Genomic DNA, 17,806 nt, shown 5'->3' with positions numbered 1-17,806 from the left:
GCCAGTTTCCTGACTCTTTCAAACTAATGTTATTCTGCAGGTTTTAAGCTTGCAATAAATTCAGCTAATTGTTTAGCCTCTTCATCAGTACCTGCAAATTGACCAGCAGGCATTGCGCCACGACCATTATGGATAATATCTTCTACTTCTTCAGCAGTTAATTGGTTACCAGCTAACGCTGGCGCAGCTGGACCTCCTTTTAAGTCAGCAGCATGACAAGCAATACAAGATTTAGCCTGTTCACCAGTATCACCATTCCAGATTGCAAAACCTGGCAGTGATTCATCAATAACAACTTCAACTTCTTCTTTAATTTCACCTTGTTTTTTAGAAGCTTCCCAGTCATGGTTCACTACTGATTCCCAAGTTAAATAGAACATTGAAGCTAGTGTTAATAACATAAACGCTGTTGGTAATGGACGTTTAGATGGACGACGTTCTGGAGTCGTATCTAAAAACGGCATTAATAAAAGCGCCATGAACGCAATACCCGGCATAACAATTGCTCCGATTACATTGTATGGACCAGAAGCATATGTGTATTTTAATAATTGGTACACGAATAAGAAGTACCAGTCCGGTAATGGAATATAAGCTGTATTTGTCGGGTCAGCCTGTCCCTCAAGTGGAGACGGGTGAGCGACAGTTAACAATAAATAACCAATTAAGAAAACAGCACCGACCATCCACTCTTTAAGCAAGAAGTTTGGCCAGAAAGCTTCTGTTTTACCTGGGTATTCGGAATAATCTTTTGGAACGTTCGGCATTCTGTGATTCGCTTTAATACGAGAATCGCCGACAAATTTCATTCCTTTTCCGCGATGCATAGTGTCCCCTCCTTTAAAAAGTCATCGAACCGTCAAGTGTAAATCACAACGGTCCAGAAATTCCTTGACGACGAATCATGATAAAGTGTGCTGCAAGTAACCCAAACAATACTGCAGGTAAGAAGAATACATGAATCGCAAAGAATCGTGTTAACGTTTGTGCACCGATAATCGTTGCGTCACCCGCTAATAATACTTTAATCATTTGACCGATAAACGGTACAGATGCGGCAATTTCGATACCTACTTTAGTAGCGAATAATGCTTTCATATCCCATGGTAATAAGTAGCCTGTGAAACCAAGACCAATCATTACACCAAAAATACCTACACCAACCATCCAGTTTAACTCACGAGGTTTCTTATATGAACCTGTGAAGAATACACGAAGTGTGTGTAAGAACATCATTACGATAACTAATGAAGCTCCCCAGTGGTGCATACCGCGTACGATTTCACCGAATGCTACTTCGTTTTGTAGATAGTAAACTGATTTCCAAGCATTTTCGATATCTGGTACATAATACATTGTTAAGAACATACCAGAAAGAATTTGAATTACTGTGATGAAGAATGTTAATCCACCAAAGCAGTAAACGAATGCTGAGAAATGGTGTGCAGGGTTAACGTGCTCTGGCACTTCGTGGTCGGCAATATCACGCCAAATCGGTGTAATATCTAATCGTTCATCGACCCAATCATAAATTTTGTTTAGCACTGATTTCGTACCCCCTTACAAATTAAACTAGAGTATTTGCTCTTGATGGACCAATCATTAAATAACCATCTTTTTCTTGTACTTCAAATTCATCCAACGGACCTAGAGGTGGTGTACCTGCAATGTTCTTTCCGTTTTTCTCGTAACGCCCAGCGTGACAAGGACAGAAGAATTGATCTGGGTGTGCTGTATCGCCCGCCCAGTTTACTGTACAACCTAAATGCTTACAAACTGGTGATAAAGCAATTATTTCGTCACCGCTTTTATAAACCCATGCAGCGTTTGTAACATCAGATTTGTACCATGCGTCAACTTGTTCAAATGTGAAGTCAACTTTAATAGGCTCTTCAGTGATGTCAGCGATTTTTTGTTCTGTTAAGACGAAATCCCCACCTGCGTGTTTTTGTAACACTGGGTCTAACGCAAAACGAACCATCGGCATCAGCATACCTGCCGCCATAAATCCGCCTACACCTGTAAGTGTATAACTAAGAAATTGACGACGTGAAACTCGATTGTTACTCATCCTTTTCCCCCCTCTAACTTTAAAGGTCAGTCCAACGGACATACTTTTTACAAATAGTAATACTAGGACATATCTATGATATATCAAGTCCATAGCTTGGTCAATATAGCATTCTGTGGAAAGCTGGAGAATGTGAACATTTATTGAAACAAATTGTTAAATCTGTGCCCATTTAGTCGAAAATACCGGGATTACTTGTCGTAATTGATCTTCGAGAATGGAGTTTTTCACGCCTTTATCCATTGATTCTAGCGGAATGGCTGGTAGCCAAATGACATTTACTTCATCTCCACTATTTGTCCAGAAATGGTCACAAGTAATGAAGAACACATGCTTAAAACCAGCATTATGTAATTGTGCCGCTAATTGCGCTGGCATTGCCTCATCTTTCAACGTAGTACTATACGAAAATGGTGGCATGACAAGCAAACGGCCTTTAAATTGTTGCTCGATAAAAGCAGTGAGCGATAATAAAAAATCCGCCTCGGCACCACTTTGTTTCATTTTTTCATTCGTTAAATCAATGGCTACGAGCGGTATAATCGCTGTATCAATAAATTCCTTCTGCGCCATAAACGATGTCACATCGTTTGCATTAAAATACATCCCAAAAACCCTCCTCATTTTGCTACACCACTTACGCCTCGGCATAATTACGTCCAGATTTTGAATAATGCTTAGGCTTGCATGAGGGCCGACATGGCGTCGGTCAATTCATTACAGCCACAGGACGTGGCATTTTTACCAATGGAGGTCAGTGAATCGTAGTCGTATGAATACAACACTAGACTAACCCCGATTGTGTTTCCTTTAAAATCCGTAAATGCGTCGGTGACTTTATTCATTCAGTAAACGTTTTACACACTCCCAAACAAAAGGCTATTACCGCTCTCCTGTCACCCATTTACTAAAGTAAGTGCCTGGTTACTAAATCAACATAAAAAAATGTCCTTCTCCACTCCATGAATAGGATAACCAATAAAAAGTGAAAACAATCATTCACTAGTCATGTTACCATATAGAAGTAGATAAAGGACATTCAATTTTTCCCTAAAAACAAATGATTAGCGTTGATTAGCCGTTTCTTTTAAAACTTGTAACAAATTTGACAATTCATAAAAGCGTTCTTCGTCGCCTTGGTCTAGGGCTTCATCAATTTGTGCGAGTAATTTTTCTTCTTGGAATACGAGTAAGCTGTTTGAAAGCAGCTCTTCCGCCAGTAAACGATCTTTTTCATTAACAATCAGTGTTTCTGGCATATAAGGGTTTTCTTCAAGAACTGCTAAGTATTGTGCACTCGGTGGTATATTTGGAAAATTCAATTGTATATACATATCATCATGTTCATGTAAGCGTAAATCATGGAAAGATTTCTCAGCATCTGCTGTCATCACATTGCCTTTGTAAAAACGAAATGGCACCCCAGTTGAATCAACTGTAGACATCACCATCGCCCTCGGACAATAGTGCGCTTCTTCGACAAATCGTATTCGCTTTAACAACTCATCATTACTTAATAAGTAGTTTAAAATCCATACACACTCACGCCGTTTCAATTGATAATTTTTTAAAAACCATCGAACAAATGCTTTTTTATCGACAACTGATACAGAAGCAGTCATACCCACTCCCTCCTTTACTCAAATTCTAAGCTTTCTAACTTCTCTTGCCACTCTGGTTCGCTAGGTTGAACGCTTATTAATTGACTAAGTACCTCTTTTGCTTCCGAACGCTTGCCTTCTTCTAATAAGAAATAAACATATTTTTCTAAAAATGCTGCGTCTTCCTTAAAATCAGTATATGCCAAACGATAAAATTCGTATGCACGGTCGTACAATTCTAAATTTGCATATGCATCCGCTGCGAATGGGTATAATGTTGACCATTCAAAATCATTTTGTTGTAATGTTTCAAATAACTCAATAACATCCTCATTCCGTTCTTGCTGTGTGAAAACAGAAATCAGCGCTAGCACTGCCTCCATGTATTCAGGATCTAATGCAATCGCCTCACGTAAATAATTTTCGGCTTCATCTGAAAGACCATTTTTCAATGCCATTTTACCAGCAAATAAGAACAGTGATTTATCGTACTCGTCACGCTTTAATCCTTCTTTAATGGCCGCATAGGCCTTTGTATTATCCTCTGACATGGCATAGCTTTCTGCCAGTAATAAATAGGCTGAGAAATAATCTGGATCTAATTCTTTTAACTCCTCTAATTGCTTAATAGCCATTTCATATTTTTGCGATTGGAACGCTGAATAGGCTGCACCAAATAATACATCTGGCTTTACTTCATGCTCAAGAGCAGCTAAATAATAATCTAAAGCAGTTTCATAGGCAGCCCCTGCACGATATACCTCAGCCAGTCGCTCAACAAGACTTACACCAGCAAACTCCTCTTGTAGCTCGTGCAACTCCTCGTAAAGGCGTGCTGCCTCGAGAAAACGACCTGTTTCAAACAATAGCTCTGCTTTAGCAAATTGTAAAAGTGGCTCATCAGGTAATATGGCTAGTGCTTCATTAATGCGCTTTTCAGCCACTTCAAACAACCCCTGCATTTGATAGTAATCCGCTAATACTAATAATGCCTGTGGGTATTCTGGAGACGTATCTTCTACTTCTAATAATAAATCTAATGCGGCGTCCTCATCACCAAGCTCCATTAAGACATTTGCACGATCAATTTTTAACTGTGCTTCTTCTGGGAATAAAAATTGTAAATGCTCTAGTACACGGTCTGCTTCTTTCATGTAGCCGTATTGCATAAATACTTCCGCAAGTGCGTAAGTTTCTTCTGGCAGTTCCTTTGTTAAAAATGTTTCAAGCAGCTGATCGATTAAAGCTAAATCCCCTTGCTCAAGTGCTTGCAGTATTTCAGTCATCGCATTGTTCACAGTCATTCACCTATTCTTTCGTTTATACCTTTATGCTACAAAACATTCTCTTCCGAAACAAGAAAAAACTCCCCAAAAGAATTGGAGAGCCTTGTGTTGTTCACTGTGTCACTGTCTCAACATGCTCGAAAAACGTCGGATAAGAAACTGCAATACATTGTGCATCATCTAATGTCACGGCTCCATCGGTCATTAGCGCTGCGACAGCCCCCATCATACCAATACGGTGGTCACCATAGGTTTTTAGGCTTGCCCCTCGTAATGGCGTAGGACCCTCGATCACCATGCCGTCTGCTGTTGCCTCAATTGTAGCCCCTAATTTTTTCAACTCATCTACTACCGCGGTAATACGATCTGTTTCCTTTACTTTTAACTCCTCGGCATCTTTTATAATCGTTTTGCCATGTGCCTGTGTCGCTAATAACGCCAGTATAGGAATTTCATCGATGAGACGTGGAATAATGTCCCCCTCAATCGTCGTCCCCTTCAAAGTAGACGTTGCAATCGTAATCGTTGCTGTCGGCTCTGCTTGACCATCATCATTATGCGCTAGCGTCATGGAAGCTCCCATATTTTGTAGAACCTCAATGATGCCGTCGCGGGTCGGATTGACGCCGACATTTTCTAACACGATACGACTACCTTTACAAATAGCACCGGCTACTAAGAAAAAGGCCGCAGAAGATATATCACCTGGTACAGAAACATGTGTACCTGTCAGAGTTTGCCCTCCCTTAAACGACACAACACCATCCGCCACATCTACCTGTGCGCCAAATTGACGTAACATACGCTCGGTGTGGTCACGTGACACTTCCGATTCACGCACAATGGTTGTACCTTCTGCTCGTAACCCTGCTAGTAAAATAGCCGATTTCACCTGCGCACTAGCAACAGGCATTTGATAGTCAATTGCTTGCAACTTCGTTCCTTGAATCGCTAGTGGTGTAAATTGTCCATTTGCACGGCCAGTAATATGCGCCCCCATTTGACGTAGTGGGTCAATAACACGACGCATAGGGCGTTTGCCAATCGATGCGTCTCCTGTCATCACTGTATGTACATTGGAGCCAGCTAGAATACCAAGCATCAAACGTGTTGTTGTCCCAGAGTTTCCTGTATATAATACCTCTGTCGACTCCTGCCATGCGTCCATACCAGCACTGTCAATCGTCACATTTGTCCCATCTACATCAATCTTCACGCCAAGCTTGCGGAAGCAATCAATTGTACTTAAACAATCCTCTCCAAGTAAAAAACCATCAACCGTCGTTTTTCCAGTTGCGATTGAGCCAAACATCACAGAACGGTGTGACACGGATTTATCTCCAGGAATCGTTAGTATCCCTTGTAAGGATGGTTTATGATATTGTAATACTTTTTCACTCATAGTAATTTCTCCCCTCCATATGAAGATAGAAAGCGCCGATACATCGACGCTTTCTCTTTTGCTAGACATTCGGCGCTATGACAGCAACGCGATTTTCTTTATCTATGAAATATATGTTTCAAAATTTGCACGTTTTTGAATACAAGCTGCAGCACGTTCACGGTCACTTTCACTTTGTAAGCTAATGACAAGTATCCCGAAGACATCTTCACGAGATTCAACGATACGCAGGTTTGTAATACTGATGGCTTCATCAGCTAGTATGCCTGTCACCTCAGAAATAACCCCTGGATAGTCAGGAACATCCACATACAAATCAAACGATGTAAACATGGCACCAGCGCTAATAGGGAGTTCATCCCGTAAGTCTTTGGCAACAGCAAAATAGTTTTCGATGTCGTCTGAATTACCGTTTAACAATAGTTCTTTGACACGATTCATTTCTGATTGCCAGCCCTCTAACTGGGCGATTAGCTCATCACGATTTTGTAGTGTAATATCACGCCACAATACTGGATTAGATGAGGCAATACGCGTCACATCTCGGAAGCCCCCTGCAGCAAGTGAACGTGTCATCGGGTACTCTCCATTTTCCTCTCCGAGCTGATGTACGAGAGATGCTGCGATGACATGTGGAAAATGACTTACGACAGCTGTCATATGATCGTGCTCACGTGCCGATACACTGACGACTTTGGCATGTGTAAATTTTAACAGGCTTTCAAGCTGAGCCATATGAATAATTTCTTCCCCTGCAAGTGGCGTCAACATGTAATAAGCATTTTCGAAAAGATGCGCCTTCGCAGCTAATACACCACTTTTATGAGAGCCTGCCATTGGGTGTCCGCCGATAAACGTAATCCCTTGAGCCCGTAATTCTCCTGCTTTTTGCATAATCATTTTTTTCGTACTACCTGTATCTGTAACGATTACTTTATTTTTTAATGGCCATGATTTTAGTTGCTCCATCCACTCCAGTGTAGCATTGACGGGTGTCCCAAAAATGATGACATCTACGTCTGCTGCGACATCTTTCGGATCTGTTACAATGTCATGGACAATCTTTAATGTCTTGGCATGCTCACGTGTTTGAGCATCCATATCATAGCCGAGAATTTTGGTTTCTGGCGCTTTTTGTAGAGCAAGGGCAATCGAGCCCCCAATTAAGCCTAGCCCAATAACGAGCACTTTGCGTGTCATGCAAAAACCCCTTGCTCTTTTAACACCGTTTCAAGATGTCTTAGTAATGCTTCGTTCTGCGCTTCTGTACCGATTGTTACTCGGATAAAACCTGGCGTCCCCAGTGCATTTCCACTACGGATAATAAAGCCACGCTTCATAAGCTCATGGAACACAATATCGCTATCAGCATTCGTATTCAAGAAAATAAAGTTCGTATCAGATGGGTAGTAAGTTAAATTATGCTTTTCACAAAATTCAACGTATTGCTTTTTGCCTTTTTCATTTGCCTCACAGCAAGCTTGAAGATAGTCTTGATCGCTCAGTGCAATCGCTGCTACCGCTTGGCTTAAAATGGTATTGTTAAATGGCGCACGCACTGGATCAAGCTTCGCAATTACTTCAGGTTGCCCAATTGCATAGCCCACTCGGAAGGAAGCAAGACCATAGGCTTTTGAGAATGTACGCATTAACAGCACATTTGGATACTCTTCGATTAAAGGAAGTGTGTTTTTGTGCTCTGGATGTGTCACATATTCGATATAGGCTTCATCTAACACAACCAGTACGTCACTTGGAACTTTGGCTAAAAACGCACGTAAATCATTATCTGCAATCACAACACCTGTTGGATTATTGGGGCTACACACCCACACGATAGATGTTTTATCATCAATTGCTGCTGCCATAGCATTTAAATCATGTGCACCGTTGATACACGGAATTTTGCGTACTTCTGCCCCTTCGATGTCAGCGTTATGCCAGTATTGCGAGAAGGATGGATCAGCCATGATTGTGTTCACACCAGGATACAACAAAGCACGAGTAAGAATCGTAATAATGTCATCAGAGCCGTTTCCAAAAAGAAGCTGTGTTTCTTTGACACCTAGATAATTTGCTACAGCTGTACGTAAGTTTTGTGCATAGCCATCTGGGTAGATTGCATGATTTACTGCATTATCTTGTAAATACGCTGTTACCTTTGGTGAGCAACCAAATGGGTTTTCATTTGATGCTAATTTTACGACTTCTTGTAAGCCGAATTCACGCTGTACTTCTTCAATTGGTTTACCTGGCTTATACGCTTGCATACCGTCCAATTGTTGTTTCCATTTCATCTCAAACATCTCCTCTAATTATTTAGCTTGGGCTAAATCTGGTCTTAATTTCACTGCATCATTTAAATACAAGTGCTGTACATCTTTTTGCGCCACTTCCACATTGGCGTGTATTAATACACGAATACATAATGGGAGTGCGCCTGGCACGTCCATTTCATGCGTACACATCACGGGAACATACTGCCAGCCCTCCATTAATCGTACGGCACGTGCTGGGAACGCTGATGTAATATCAAGCGTTGTGGAAATGACAATGGAAGCAATATCATCTACCTCAACATTATTTGCTGTGACGACTTCCCGCACTAATCTTGCTGTCTCATCCCATACAAGTTCTGGCTTGTCCGACTCAATTGTAATCGCACCTCTTAGTCCACGAATCATACAAGCACCTCCGCTAATAGCTGTCGGAATTCGGTATCTACTTCTTTGCACTCCGTTAGGTCAATTGGTTGCACGAACGGTTCTCCAATTTTTGACAGTAGCACAAATTGTAACACTCCATACTCCGCTTTTTTATCTTTTAATAAATACTCTGTTAATTGCTCGAATGAATAGTGATTCACCGCTTCAAATGGATAGCCATTTTTCAACGCAAAGTGTAAAAATGAAGTTGTGAAGTCACGATTTAATTGTCCATAGCGTTCACTTAATAATAAGCAGTACACAAGACCAATCATTACGGCTTCGCCATGCGCTACTTTGCCATAACCCGCTGCAGCTTCAATAGCATGACCGTAAGTATGACCTAAGTTTAAGTATTTGCGTACGGATTGCTCGGTTTCATCTTCTGAGACAATTTTCGCCTTTACTTCTATTCCAGCCTTTAGCTGCTTCGCTAAATCGTCTGTGCTGAAATGAATAACTGTATCTGCAGTCATTAATTCCTCTAGCCATTTTGCATTTGAAATCATTGCGTGCTTAATGACCTCTGCCGTTCCTGAACGGATTTCACGCTCAGGCAAAGTCTCCGTAAAAACTGTATCGTAAATAACGCCCTCTGGTTGATAAAAAGCACCAATCATATTTTTGCCGAGCGGGTGGTTAATCGCCGTTTTGCCCCCAACTGCAGAGTCATGGGCTAAAATGGTCGTTGGAATTTGAATGAATGGCACACCACGCATAAATGTCGCAGCAACAAAGCCTGTCAAATCGCCAACAGCGCCTCCACCTAAAGCAAAAATAAATGATTTACGTGAACATTTCTGTTCCAATAAGAAAGTTTGCGCTGCATAATATTGTTCAAAGGTTTTACATGCCTCACCAGCTGGTAGTACAAAAACTTCAAAGTCGTATGGGAAATTTGCCTTGAAATATGCCCCCTGTGCTGACCACACATTAGCATCCGTAAAAACAAAGAGCTTATCAGCTTTTTGCAGTTTATCATCAAATGATTTGACCGCTTCCGCTAAAAAATCATGTCCAAGTACAACATCATAATGATGCGATTTTGTCGCTACTGGTACACGCATATATTAAAACTCCTTTGTATAACGGCGATGCTCGTCGATTTGAGCTTTTAATTGTGGTAATTGATCGCCATGGAATTGGTCCATAATCGCATTCGCTATTTCCCAGGCAATAACATGTTCCGCAACAACGGATGCTGCTGGTACTGCACAGCTATCCGAACGCTCTACACTTGCTTTAAATGGTTCTTTTGTTTCGATATCTACACTTTGTAATGGTTTATATAATGTAGGAATTGGTTTCATAACACCACGCACGACGATTGGCATCCCTGTCGACATACCGCCCTCTAAGCCTCCAAGACGATTCGTCGCTCGACGATAGCCTTCTTCCTCTGACCAGATAATTTCATCATGTACTTCTGAACCTTTACGACGTGCCATTTCAAAGCCAATGCCAAACTCAACACCTTTAAACGCATTAATAGACAGCATAGCCGCTGCTAATTTTGCATCAAGCTTACGGTCATAATGAACATAAGAACCGACACCCGCTGGCATGCCTTCTACAATCACTTCTACAATACCACCAATGGAATCGCCAGCTTTTTTCGCTTCGTCGATTGCCTCTACCATCTGTGCAGAAGCTACCGGGTCAACGCAGTAACATGGATCTGCTTCAACAATGGCACGGATTTCATCTACCGATTTCCCTTCAACTAAAGATGTATCCGCCTTAATGCCAACGATTTCTGTTACATGTGACACGATAGAAATGCCTAGCTCGTTTAATAATGCTTTTGCAACAGCGCCCACTGCCACACGGACAGTTGTTTCTCGAGCTGAAGAGCGCTCTAAAATATTTCGTAAATCCCGATGGCCGTATTTCATGCCCCCGACTAAATCAGCATGCCCTGGACGTGGACGTGAAATTTGACGTTTCACATCATCTGGATTGACATCCTCTGCTAGCGGTTCTGCTCCCATAATCTTCGTCCAGTGCTTCCAATCATCATTTGTAACAACAAGTGCGACAGGAGAACCAAGTGTTTGTCCATGACGAACGCCACCTGCAATTTCCACTGTATCTGTTTCAATTTGCATACGACGACCGCGGCCATGTCCTCCTTGGCGACGTTTTAAATCATGATTAATTTTTTCTGCTGTAATTGGTAAGAGTGACGGTAAGCCCTCAATAATAGTTGTTAATTGGGGTCCGTGTGATTCTCCTGCTGTTAAATAACGCATAAACGCTTTCTCCCTTCAACTCGCTAAAGTATGTATTTTTCACTATAACATATATTCTCTAAAAAAACAGTCCTTTTACAAATCTCTGACCAATCAAATAGCCTGCATAAGCCCATTCAGATTTTCTACGACGCGTACAATATTCACATCTTTTAAATATATGATAGCACTATATTAAATGCGAATATTCTGAACGATTTGCTTAAAAAAAGGTTGTTTTGTAGCGAAGAATAAAAATCGTACGCTCTTTGCTTAGGACAAGCGAAAAGCGTACGATCATCTATGTCTAATGCTTGGCAATTTATGTACATGACGCGCCTTCTTGTCTACTGTACGAATGCTTTTCATATTATTTACTATTTTTTTCGATAGAAGAATGTATCCTCTACTTCAAATTCATAACGGGATGGATTAAAAATTTGCTCTGTTGAGCCTACGAATAAGATGCCATCCTTACGCAGTGCTTTACTAAAATTTGCGTAAATTTGATCTTTCGCTTCTTCTGTAAAGTAAATCATCACATTGCGACAAACGATTAAATCATAATGCGAATCGTAATTATCTTTGAGTAGATTATGTTTTTTAAATGTTACGCAACGTTTAATGTCATCTTTCACTCGGTAGAAGTTTCCTTCTTGTTCAAAATACTTTGCTTGAATATCTTTGGGCACTTCTGCTAAAGAACGCTCTGGGTAAACCCCTAGCTTGGCCTTTTGAATGACGTTCTCGTCTAAATCAGTCGCAATTATTTGTACTTGGGATAATGGCACTAATTGAGACAATACCATTGCCAATGAATAAGGTTCCTCTCCAGTCGAACACGCCGCACTCCAAATTTTCAAACGTTTATTTGATTGTAATAATTTTGGGAATATTTTTTTCTGCAAAACTTCCCAGCGCTTACCATTACGATAAAATTCCGACACATTAATCGTCATACGGTCTAAAAATTCATTCATTAAATCACGGTCTTGCTCTAGTGCTTTAAGAAAATCAAAGAAATTACGGTAACCCTTTTTCTCATAGAGCGAAGTTAAACGTCTTTTCATTTGGGCTTCTTTGTATAACGCTAAATCTATTCCTGTTTTGCGCTTTATACCCTCTACAAATTGTTCATAATCTGACATCCGGTCATCTTCCCCTCTAGCGTCGTACTCCCATTATAGCGGAAAATGGTCATTATCGAAATAGTGTCTTTCACGCTGAATTAAGGTTACTTCGTTAAATTTTGCTTTGCTTCTAATAGTAACACTTTTGATTGTTCTAATTCTAGTTTCATTTTTTCAGTTTCTTGCGTATACGATTCCAATCTTAGCTTTTCTAACTCCACTTCTTTTTCAATAGTTTTTAATTTAATTTTTTGTCCTTTTGTTCGTGCATCGGTAAATATCCCTGCTAAAGCAATCAATACGCCGCCCAAAATAGCAACCATAGCTATACTCATTTCATCCACTTCCTCCCATCTACTACTAAATTATACGACAAATACTATAAATAGTTTCATTTTTCATATCAAACTAAAAAGGGGCTGTCTAACAAGTACTGCATACAATAATAGCCATTTCCCTATACGAGGTAAAAATCCACTGTGCTTTGCGTGGACAAGGCGCGGGCCGCATCGGGCCAATCACAAAAACATGCGTTACTGCCACTTCGTGAACCTTTCCTGTTGCACAAATGAATTGACTTAGGACATGAAGAGGTTAGCCTGTGTTCCACATCACGCACACTACTAATTTTCGTGTAGTTCTTCCCCGGTGGCTGGCATTTCAGCACTCCACCTTATAGCAAAAAATAGCATGCCAGTGTACCCCTAGCATACTATTCTTTCTTTTAGGACAGCTTCAATTTCACCATTGCATCAAAGCGTCCATATTTGAATATTGCTGATATGTGCATAGGCAGACTCGTTAGCCCTAAGGATGCAAGACGTTGCGACCACCTTCTCTCGCTTACTGGAGTGTTAGAGAACTCGTAAATCAAGTTAAACTTCTACGCGAAAATCTTTTAAATCCTCACGTAGCTTGACCTTCATGAACTTTCCAACCGATGTTTTCGGTACCTCATCTAAAAAGACAACATCATCAGGAATCCATGTTTTATGGAAGTGCTGACATAAGCTTGCAAGAAGCTCCTCTTTGGTAATCGTATCTTTGAACTCCGGCTTCGGCACAACACATGCTAACGGACGTTCAAGCCATTTTTCATGTGGAATGGCGATAACCGCCGCTTCAAATACCTTGTCATGTGACATCAATGCATTTTCAAGCTCAACTGATGAAATCCATTCGCCACCACTCTTTATTAAGTCTTTCGTACGATCGGTAATTTTTATATAGCCATCAGGCGTTACTATTGCAATATCACCGGTGTAAAGCCAGCCGTCCTTAAAGGCTTCTTGTGTGCGCTCATCCTTATAGTATTGCGCCGCTATCCACGGACCTCTTATCGTAATTTCTCCCATTGTTTTACCGTCCCAAGGCACTTCACCATTTTCGTTAACAACTCGCGTTTCAATAAGAGGCACTGTAATCCCCTGCGTCACACGAACATGCATTTTTTCATCGCTTGAATAGTCTTGCATATGTGATAAATAAATAGATAAGCTTACAAGCGGTGATGTCTCCGTCATACCATAGCCTGTATAGTACGGAATCCCCTGCTCCTCCTCAAAGCCACGCACGAGTCCCATTGGCGAGGCAGAGCCACCACAGACAATCGAGCGCAATGATGTTAAATCACGTGGATGACTACGTTGCTCCTGTAATACACCTAGCCAAATTGTCGGCACACCTGCTGTTAATGTCACTTTATACCGTTCAAACAAATCAAGTAAAAGCTGCGGTGTAAACATTGGTCCTGGCAATACTTGAGTCGATCCGAACAGGACACTGGCGAAAGGTAAGCCCCATGCATTCGCATGAAACATTGGCACAACAGGTAGTACGACATCATTTTCGCAAATCGCAATGCTATCAGAAAGCCCAGCAGCCATACTATGGAGCACAATGCTTCTATGTGTATAAACTACTCCTTTTGGCATTCCAGTTGTGGCACTTGTATAGCACATACCAGCAGGTGTATTTTCATCTAAATCCTCTGGAAAAGAATAGTCATCACTAGCTTCGGCTAGTAATTCCTCATAAGAAAATGCATTCGGTAATGGCACACTGTCTAACGCTACATGATCCCCCATTACTATAAAATGCTTTACTGTTGTTAGTTTTGCAGCAATCGGCGCCAGTAGTGGCACTAAATTATCATCAATTAATAAAATTTCATCTTCTGCATGATTAATGACATATGCAATATGCTCAGGTGTCAATCGAATATTAATCATATGCAAAACTGCCCCAGCACATGGTACGGCAAAATAAGCCTCTAAATGACGATGATGGTTCCAGGCAAAAGTGCCAACTTTCATGCCACGTGCCATCCCAAGTTTTGTGAGGGCAGCCGCTAATTTACGTGTACGTTTTACATATTCTTTGTAGGTAAACTCTTGCATTGTCGTTGTAGGGCTTGTACGAGAATAAATCTTCTTAGCATGAAAAAAACGTTCTGCTCGGTTCAAAAAGCTCGTTAATAATAAAGGTGTGTCCATCATATGCATATTATCGCTCCCTTTCGTTTATACACTTTAAAACGACCAAGGCTGATTGCTACAACTAACCATTATTTTAGCTCTTTATGATTTAAGAACTTTCTACGTTTCATCACCACTGCTGAGCAATCCTGTTGTTGCCTTATTTCGGTTGCATGCGAATAGCGCCATCAAGACGAATTACTTCACCATTTAACAAGCCATTGTGAATAATACTTTCCACAAGCATTGCATATTCTGATGGTCTGCCCAGTCGCTTCGGAAACGGTGTCATTGAGGCAAGCGCCGTTCTGGCTTGTTCTGGTAACGATCCAAACATCGGTGTCTCGATTAAGCCTGGCGCTATGGTCATCACGCGTACGCCAATATCTGCAAGTTCTCGGGCAATCGGTAAAGTCATCGCTGCAACACCACCCTTCGAGGCACTGTAGGCTGCCTGTCCAATTTGTCCGTCAAAGGCAGCTACGGACGCAGTATTTATTATTACGCCTCGTTGACCATCGTCATTTGCTTGGTTATACTGCATTTTTTCGGCTACAAGGCGAATCACATTAAATGTACCGATTAAATTGACTGCTATTACCTTTTCAAATAAGGCAAGTGCATGTACACCACGTTTTGACAGTACTTTACTGGCATCTGCTATTCCAGCACAGTTTACAGCGACATTAATAGTGCTATATGCCGCTAGAGCCTGCTCCAGTCCCGCTGCTACCTCAACCTCTTTCGTAACATCCACACGTGCATATTGGACATGTTCACCTAGTTCCGCTACAATTGCCTGTCCTCGCTCATCGTTGACATCAAAAATAACAGCATTGCCCCCTTGTCCTACAATTTTGCGCACTGTCGCTTCCCCTAAACCTGACGCACCACCTGTGACAACTGCTACTACCTCATGACTTTTCAAGTGACCCAGCCCCTTTACAATTTTTCAATAATTGTGGCATTTGCCATGCCCATACCTTCGCAAATTGCGAGTAGACCAAAATTCAAGTTCTCCCGTTCCATCCGATACAGCATCGTTGTTAATAACTTCGTGCCAGTTGCACCGAGTGGATGTCCCAAAGCAATAGCGCCACCATCAGGATTCAACTTTGCTGGATCTGCGCCAATTTCATGCAACCAAGCTAACGGTACTAGTGCAAAGGCTTCATTCACCTCATACGTATCGATATCCTCAATTGTCAGTCCTGAGCGCTCGAGTGCTCGTCTTGTTGCTTCGATCGGACCTGTCAGCATAAGTGTTGGGTCAGAGCCTACCACGACCCTTGTAACAATTTTAGCAAGTGGGCGTATGCCGAGCTCTTGTGCCTTGTCTAAGGACATCACCACAACAGCGGAAGCTCCATCACTCATTTGGCTCGCATTGCCAGCTGTGATAACGCCATCCTCTTGAAAGACCTTTTTTAGGCCATTTAATATGTCGACCGTTGTTTCAGCACGCGGTCCTTCATCTTCTGCAAATAATGCTACTGAACCGTCTTCTTGTGTTACCTTTACAGGCATGATTTCCTGTTTAAAATGTCCCGCTTCTATAGCTGCAAGCGCTCGTCTATGACTATCGTAAGCATAAGCATTTAGCTGCTCTTGTGAAAGTTGCCATTGCTGCGCCATTTTCTCAGCGGATAGCCCCTGATGTATAATTGTATAGTTCTCCTGTAAGCGGTTACCTTTGTGCGCATCCATCATATTTGAAAACATCGGTACTCTTGACATACTCTCTACACCACCAGCAATGACGATATCCATATCTCCCGCTAATATAGCCTGTGCCGCAAAATGCATTGCTTGCTGACTAGAGCCACACTGCCGATCGATTGTTACACCGGGCACTGTCTCAGGAAAGCCTGCCATTAATAAAGCGGTACGTGCAATATTGGCTCCTTGTTCAGCAGTTTGCGTAACACAGCCAAAGATGACATCCTCTACCTGCCCTTTATCGATACCCGCACGCTGCACAACCTCCTGCAAGACATCTGCTGCTAAATCGTCTGCACGTACATTTTTTAACGCCCCTTTGCTTCGCCCTATAGCTGTCCGAACAGCTGCTACAATCACTACTTCTCTCATAAAGAACTACCCCTTTGCTATAACGATTCTCTCAAACCACACTTTGCTTTCATTCAATACGTTAAAGTGTATTTGCATATAAGAAAATATATTCCCCATTATTAAACTAATTAATAATGTTCAATTATCTGAATATTATAGCATTTATTTCACAAGAGTAAGAAGTTTTTAACAAAAATATATGTATTTAGAAAAAGATAAATAGCACGACTTTCAATAGGGTCTAACCGTGATTTGATTGGAGTCTATCGGTCATTTGATGGGGGCTATCCGCCACTTCGCCATTTTTACAAAAAAAAGCAATCTCAATAAAAATTGAGATTGCTTGATCTATAAGCTAATTAAACTAAATCTTCACCGAAGAATAAACCGATTTCACGCTCTGCAGAAGCAAGAGAGTCAGAACCGTGGATAATGTTGTGAGAAACAGTTGTTGCATAGTCACCACGGATTGTACCTGGGTTAGATTCTTCTGGTTTAGTTGCTCCCATCATTGTACGAGCAAGTTTGATAACGTTTTCGCCTTCCCATACCATAGCGAATACTGGGCCAGAAGTGATGAATTCTACTAATTCACCGAAGAATGGACGTTCAGAATGCTCTGCATAGTGTTTTTCTGCTAATTCTTGTGGAATTACCATTAATTTAGCGCCTTTCATTACAAAACCGCGACGTTCAAAACGATCAACGATGTCACCTACTACTTGACGGTTTACGCCATCTGGCTTAACCATTAAAAAAGTTTGTTCGATTGCCATGTTTAAAACACTCCTTAAATTCGTCTAACAGGTTTTACACCTACCGATAAATAT

At 41.4% G+C, this 17,806-nt stretch carries 18 protein-coding genes; all 18 read right to left on the bottom strand.

The window, feature by feature from the left end; all coding sequences use genetic code 11:
* Positions 1 to 29: 29 nt before the first annotated feature.
* A complete protein-coding gene (locus C9J31_RS07845) occupies positions 30 to 827 on the bottom strand; it encodes a menaquinol-cytochrome c reductase cytochrome b/c subunit (RefSeq protein WP_107925116.1) in 798 nt (265 codons plus the stop codon).
* A 43-nt stretch (positions 828 to 870) separates the two neighbouring features.
* Positions 871 to 1,545, bottom strand: coding sequence for a menaquinol-cytochrome c reductase cytochrome b subunit (gene qcrB / locus C9J31_RS07840; protein WP_010858822.1), 675 nt, complete (start codon positions 1,543 to 1,545; stop codon positions 871 to 873).
* Positions 1,546 to 1,567: 22 nt separating this feature from the next.
* Complete coding sequence (locus C9J31_RS07835) at positions 1,568 to 2,071, bottom strand: QcrA and Rieske domain-containing protein (protein WP_010858821.1); 504 nt, start codon at positions 2,069 to 2,071, stop codon at positions 1,568 to 1,570.
* Positions 2,072 to 2,227: 156 nt separating this feature from the next.
* A complete protein-coding gene (locus C9J31_RS07830; protein ID WP_107925115.1) occupies positions 2,228 to 2,677 on the bottom strand; it encodes a DUF2487 family protein in 450 nt (149 codons plus the stop codon).
* A 458-nt stretch (positions 2,678 to 3,135) separates the two neighbouring features.
* Complete coding sequence (locus C9J31_RS07825) at positions 3,136 to 3,693, bottom strand: ReoY family proteolytic degradation factor (RefSeq protein ID WP_054768035.1); 558 nt, start codon at positions 3,691 to 3,693, stop codon at positions 3,136 to 3,138.
* A gap of 14 nt (positions 3,694 to 3,707) precedes the next feature.
* Positions 3,708 to 4,976: a tetratricopeptide repeat protein gene (locus tag C9J31_RS07820; RefSeq protein WP_107951179.1), complete on the bottom strand. Its 1,269-nt coding sequence runs from the start codon at positions 4,974 to 4,976 to the stop codon at positions 3,708 to 3,710.
* A 94-nt stretch (positions 4,977 to 5,070) separates the two neighbouring features.
* A complete protein-coding gene (gene aroA / locus C9J31_RS07815; RefSeq protein WP_107951180.1) occupies positions 5,071 to 6,360 on the bottom strand; it encodes a 3-phosphoshikimate 1-carboxyvinyltransferase in 1,290 nt (429 codons plus the stop codon).
* 102 nt (positions 6,361 to 6,462) lie between these two features.
* On the bottom strand, positions 6,463 to 7,560 hold the full coding sequence (locus tag C9J31_RS07810; RefSeq protein WP_107951181.1) for a prephenate dehydrogenase: 1,098 nt from the start codon (positions 7,558 to 7,560) through the stop codon (positions 6,463 to 6,465).
* Positions 7,557 to 8,657 carry a histidinol-phosphate transaminase gene (gene hisC / locus C9J31_RS07805; protein ID WP_107951182.1) on the bottom strand — a complete coding sequence of 367 codons (1,101 nt, stop codon included), beginning with the start codon at positions 8,655 to 8,657 and terminating at the stop codon, positions 7,557 to 7,559. The genes C9J31_RS07810 and hisC overlap by 4 nt, the downstream gene beginning before the upstream one ends.
* An 18-nt stretch (positions 8,658 to 8,675) precedes the next feature.
* The gene (aroH, locus tag C9J31_RS07800) at positions 8,676 to 9,044 is read right to left on the bottom strand and encodes a chorismate mutase (protein WP_107951183.1); all 369 of its coding nucleotides are present in this window, start codon (positions 9,042 to 9,044) and stop codon (positions 8,676 to 8,678) included.
* Positions 9,041 to 10,132 carry a 3-dehydroquinate synthase gene (gene aroB, locus C9J31_RS07795; protein ID WP_107925110.1) on the bottom strand — a complete coding sequence of 364 codons (1,092 nt, stop codon included), beginning with the start codon at positions 10,130 to 10,132 and terminating at the stop codon, positions 9,041 to 9,043. The genes aroH and aroB overlap by 4 nt, the downstream gene beginning before the upstream one ends.
* A 3-nt stretch (positions 10,133 to 10,135) precedes the next feature.
* Positions 10,136 to 11,317, bottom strand: coding sequence for a chorismate synthase (gene aroC / locus C9J31_RS07790; RefSeq protein WP_107951184.1), 1,182 nt, complete (start codon positions 11,315 to 11,317; stop codon positions 10,136 to 10,138).
* 356 nt (positions 11,318 to 11,673) lie between these two features.
* Complete coding sequence (locus C9J31_RS07785; protein WP_107925108.1) at positions 11,674 to 12,444, bottom strand: CheR family methyltransferase; 771 nt, start codon at positions 12,442 to 12,444, stop codon at positions 11,674 to 11,676.
* 86 nt (positions 12,445 to 12,530) lie between these two features.
* A complete protein-coding gene (locus C9J31_RS07780; RefSeq protein WP_054768058.1) occupies positions 12,531 to 12,761 on the bottom strand; it encodes a hypothetical protein in 231 nt (76 codons plus the stop codon).
* A 540-nt stretch (positions 12,762 to 13,301) separates the two neighbouring features.
* Positions 13,302 to 14,930, bottom strand: a complete 1,629-nt coding sequence (locus C9J31_RS07775; RefSeq protein WP_107951185.1) for a long-chain fatty acid--CoA ligase — start codon at positions 14,928 to 14,930, stop codon at positions 13,302 to 13,304.
* 133 nt (positions 14,931 to 15,063) lie between these two features.
* Entirely contained in the window at positions 15,064 to 15,831 is a 768-nt protein-coding gene (locus tag C9J31_RS07770; RefSeq protein ID WP_107951186.1) for a 3-hydroxyacyl-CoA dehydrogenase, read from the bottom strand.
* A 14-nt stretch (positions 15,832 to 15,845) separates the two neighbouring features.
* Complete coding sequence (locus C9J31_RS07765; RefSeq protein WP_107951187.1) at positions 15,846 to 16,994, bottom strand: thiolase family protein; 1,149 nt, start codon at positions 16,992 to 16,994, stop codon at positions 15,846 to 15,848.
* 341 nt (positions 16,995 to 17,335) lie between these two features.
* Complete coding sequence (gene ndk / locus C9J31_RS07760) at positions 17,336 to 17,752, bottom strand: nucleoside-diphosphate kinase (protein WP_054768033.1); 417 nt, start codon at positions 17,750 to 17,752, stop codon at positions 17,336 to 17,338.
* Positions 17,753 to 17,806: the final 54 nt, after the last annotated feature.

The sequence above is a fragment of the Lysinibacillus parviboronicapiens genome, from assembly GCF_003049605.2.
Taxonomy (GTDB): domain Bacteria; phylum Bacillota; class Bacilli; order Bacillales_A; family Planococcaceae; genus Lysinibacillus; species Lysinibacillus parviboronicapiens.
Note: the sequence above shows the minus strand (reverse complement) of the source record. Positions and strands in the feature narration are given on the sequence as shown.